The sequence below is a fragment of the Roseovarius sp. B-10 genome (genome assembly GCF_056859295.1).
On the sequence record NZ_JBSXOE010000004.1, the window covers coordinates 1 to 3,710 of the forward strand.

Annotated in this window: 3 protein-coding genes; all 3 read right to left on the reverse strand. The window is 63.5% G+C overall.

Annotated features, from left to right (window positions below):
- Positions 1-186: 186 nt before the first annotated feature.
- The 3 genes from AC13D8_RS00070 to AC13D8_RS00080 all read right to left on the reverse strand — a co-directional run bounded on the left by AC13D8_RS00070 (position 187) and on the right by AC13D8_RS00080 (position 3,493).
- Positions 187-840: a DUF6927 domain-containing protein gene (locus AC13D8_RS00070; protein ID WP_085818129.1), complete on the reverse strand. Its 654-nt coding sequence runs from the start codon at positions 838-840 to the stop codon at positions 187-189.
- Positions 840-1,433, reverse strand: coding sequence for a hypothetical protein (locus AC13D8_RS00075; protein ID WP_025042408.1), 594 nt, complete (start codon positions 1,431-1,433; stop codon positions 840-842). Before AC13D8_RS00075 ends, AC13D8_RS00070 begins: the two co-directional genes overlap by 1 nt.
- Positions 1,434-1,510: 77 nt before the next feature.
- Positions 1,511-3,493, reverse strand: a complete 1,983-nt coding sequence (locus AC13D8_RS00080; protein ID WP_482967145.1) for a ParB/RepB/Spo0J family partition protein — start codon at positions 3,491-3,493, stop codon at positions 1,511-1,513.
- Positions 3,494-3,710 lie beyond the last annotated feature (217 nt).

Here is a 3,710-nt window from a genome sequence, read left to right on the forward strand (position 1 = left end):
GCCGGCACGGTCGTCTGATACCGATCCGTGAGTTTCGAGACATCTTGTGCGAGGGCTGTCATGGCAGTCTCCTGAAGAAAAGGTTCTTTGCTGCCCGCGATAGGTAATGCATTTGCATTGCCTTGTCAAGACAAGCCGCAGCATCTGCTGTCGCCGGGCAGGTCGATGAACCGTCCGGCGCAGGACCTAATTTCGCCCCGCCAGGAACTCCGCCAGCACCGGGCTAGCCGCACCTTTCGCGGAGCTGAGCAACTCCGAGCCCGCAAGCGAGGCCTTCGACAGGCGTACGAGCCCACCAGTTTCCTCGATGCGGTAGCAGCGGCGCTTTTGCCGCCCGCGCCTGTAGTGGGTCGCGGTGACAATCTGGCAGGTACTGCCATCAGTGAGCGTCACAGGTGCTGCGAGCTTGATCTTGTCGCCTTCCTCGTAGTCCGGGATCGCAGCCCAGTCCTGGCAGCGCTGGCGCCAGGCATGAGCATAGCTGTCTAGGTCTTTCAGCTCGGACAGCAGGGCCAATAGGCTCAGTGGCGCGCGGGATTCGACCGGTCCCGCGCTTTCCTCCATGTCCTTGTAGCCCCAGCAGCCGTCATCATATCGGGTAAGGAATACGGCGGCGAAAGTGATGGAGCCATCCGCATCGGTGACATAGGTCGTGTCTTCGACAGGGGTGCCGTCGATATTTGTGACCTTTGCCGCCGCGTACCAAGTCGAACCCACCTTGCAGGCTTTGACCAGTTCCGTCTTGCGCCTTTCGCCCTCGAAGGTGCACAGCCGAGCAATCTCCGCTTTCTCATCCGCGTAGGTCTGGACGCGGCCGTCGGTGTAGAAGAGCCAACCCATCACGCCGCCCTCCGGTCATCGATTTCCATCAGCGCATCGAGCGGCACGCGGTAGGGCTGCATGGCGTCGAAATCCTCGCAATTGCCGCAGTTCTGCACGATCGCGAAGGTGTCGCAGGCATCCTTGAGGATGACCCGGAAAGTGCCGCCGAGGCCCGAGGGCACCTCGTAGGTCCCGCCGATGAGATAGTCCGAGGCCCGGCGCACGAAGACGCGGATGCTGTGGCCATCGGTGGCGAGCCGGATGGCCCCCCGCCCCCGGTCGATGAGCACCTGCACGTCGTCCAGGATGTCGGTGTAGAACTGGCCGGTCAGATCGCGAAACGCCATGCGGCGCTGCGCCATCCAGTCGGTATCCCGAAACGGGTTCATGCCGTCGGCGAAAGCAAAGGACGGATCGGCCTGCTCGGTCGTGACGATGCGAGTGGTCGTGCCATCGATGCCGTTTGAGCGCAGATGCACGCCATTGCCGACGATGAGGATCAGGGCCGGCCTGTCCACGGGACCGTTCCAGTTGGGCAGGAAGGTTTTGCAGGCGCGCGCATGCGCGATTTGCGCCGCAACAGCGGAGGCAGAGAACTTGAGAATAGCCATGGGGATGTCTTTCCGTTGGGTGTGGGAGGGGTCGACCCGCGCGGGTGGCATGGTCCACGCGCGGGTCTCGTGAGGACTCAGGCCGCTTGCGCGACCTCGCTGTCAGGCTCGGGGGTTTCCGCGATAGGCGCCGCCTCATCAGAGGCGACACCGTTGGTCTGCATCATCGGCGGGCACCAGGCGGCCACGGCAGCGCGCTGCGCGTCGGTGAGGGTGGCGAAGGGTTCGGCGAAGAGCTTGTCGCAGAAGGCGACGATCTCTTTCTTGCTCGACGAGGCCAGCGTCACCGCCTCCTGGGCCAGACCCAGATCCTCGCCGAGGATCTTCAAGAGCCAGGCCTTCTTGAAGCGGTTGAATAGCTCCGCGTTTGGCGTCCAGTGGGCGCGAATGTCGGGCATGATCTCGATTTCGAAGTCATGCATCAGGCTGTCGCGCCGCGGGTCCCGCGCGAAGCAGGACTGCGTGGTGCTGGCCGTGGCATAGGCCACGAGCTTGGCCTTCTCCCTTGCATTGAGCGCGCGAAACGCCGCGAACTGATCGGCAGGCGCGCGGGCGTCATCGAGCCACGAGAGGTCAAGCGCATCATGCGCCGCCGCGACCTGCTCGAGCGAGGTCTCGTCGATCTCGTCCATCTTGGCATGGCTGCGGTATTCCTTGCGGGCATCGATCTTGATCGCCTGCGTGACACTCATGCCGCTGGCCAGAACGTCACTGACCAGCTTGAAGAGCGTCAGATCGAGCGTGGCCTCCGGATGCAGCGCCATCGCGGCGCCGAGGGCCATGGCCCGCTCGGTCTTGAGGTCCTCGGCCAGTGAGGCAGGATAAGTGATTTCGCCGGCGTCTGGGGCCTCCTCCCCGGTCGGGCTAGCCGAGGAGCCGCGCGCGCCCTCCTTTTTGACGGTGTCTTCCGGGCGGACGAGGCCAACATGGAGGGTCACCTGCCCGCCCGACCAGGACGCGATTACCCCAGACCGCGCGAGGTCCTCGGCGCTGTAGGCCTCCTGCAGGTCGCGGGCTTCCTCTTCCAAGGCGTCCACGCGCTCGTAAAGCACGTTGTAGGCACCGTCCTCGAGCCCCTCATCCTCCATCTCGAGCTGCAGTTTCTCGAGTTCGGCGGTGATCTCATCGATGCGCTTTTGCGCAGCCTCATCAGGCTCGATCGGGCCGGGATAAACGCGGCCGTAGTCGGCCATGGTCGCGTAATCATAGCGGACCATCGCATCGGCCCAGGCAAAGCCCAGCTTTATGCGGGCCTCTTCGGCGGCGGCACCGAGCTTCTCGAGCAGGATGGTTTCGACCAGCGCCGCATCCTCAAGCACGGAATGCTCTTCCAGAAGGTCAGCCGCGACGGCGCCGCCCCGCGCCTCATAGTCCGCGCGCACGAAAGCCCCGATATCATCACTGACCTGCACCCCGCGGGATTTGAGCGCCTGACGGACGGTATAGGCCTGCAGATATCCGCCGTCTTTCGTGAGCGCCTCGAAGACCTCGCGCTGCGCCTCCTGGCTCGGGTGCTCGGCGAAGGCTTTCATCGTGTCGAGCGTGATCGTCTTGGCCCGTGCCGCGGCGCGGATGTCGGGGTGGATCAGGCCATAGCGCAACCGGCCTTTCACGGCCGCCACCGTGGTGCCGAAGGTCTTTGCGATGGTCTCGGGCGTCTGACCGTCGACCTCCATCATTCGGGCGAAGGCCTCGAACTCGTCGATGGCATTCATCGGTGCCTGGGTGATGTTCTCGGCGAGCGACAGCGCCGTGGTGACGTCGCAATCCTCTGGCACAACGCGGCAGTCGACCTTGGTTTTCGCGGTGAACCCCTTCTCGCTCTTGTCCGCGACCAGTTCCTTCAGGGCGGCATGGCGGCGGCCGCCTGCGAGTACGGCATATCTGCCGTCGATCTTCTGGACCAGCAGCGGCTGGAGCAGGCCCAGCACCGCGATGCTGGCTTTCAGATGTGCGATGTTCTCGGGATCATAGGTTTCCGGGGAGTTGCTGCGCACATTGGCGGGATGCGGGACCAGATCGCCGATGGCGACGGTGAGAGGGGCAAAACTTGTGGTCATGGGATATCCTTCCAGGTGGGTGAGGTGTGGCCCGCGCGCGCTTGCGCGTGACCAATCCCCGGCTTCAGGGATCACCACGACAAAAGGCCCACTTCCGTAATGGGGCGGGCCTCTGTCAAGGGTTTCGGGCAAGTCAAAAATCCCGGCGAAGACCTCATTCCTCACCAAGTTTAAGACACAAATTCAAAAGCTTACTTTTCCTTTTTCACTGCAACCG

Bases quoted from the DNA above. Each gene is read 5' to 3' on its own strand.
- AC13D8_RS00075 (WP_025042408.1), bottom strand. From the start codon at position 1,433: ATGGCTATTCTCAAGTTCTCTGCCTCCGCTGTTGCGGCGCAAATCGCG.
- AC13D8_RS00070 (WP_085818129.1), bottom strand. From the start codon at position 840: ATGGGTTGGCTCTTCTACACCGACGGCCGCGTCCAGACCTACGCGGAT.
- AC13D8_RS00080 (WP_482967145.1), bottom strand. From the start codon at position 3,493: ATGACCACAAGTTTTGCCCCTCTCACCGTCGCCATCGGCGATCTGGTC.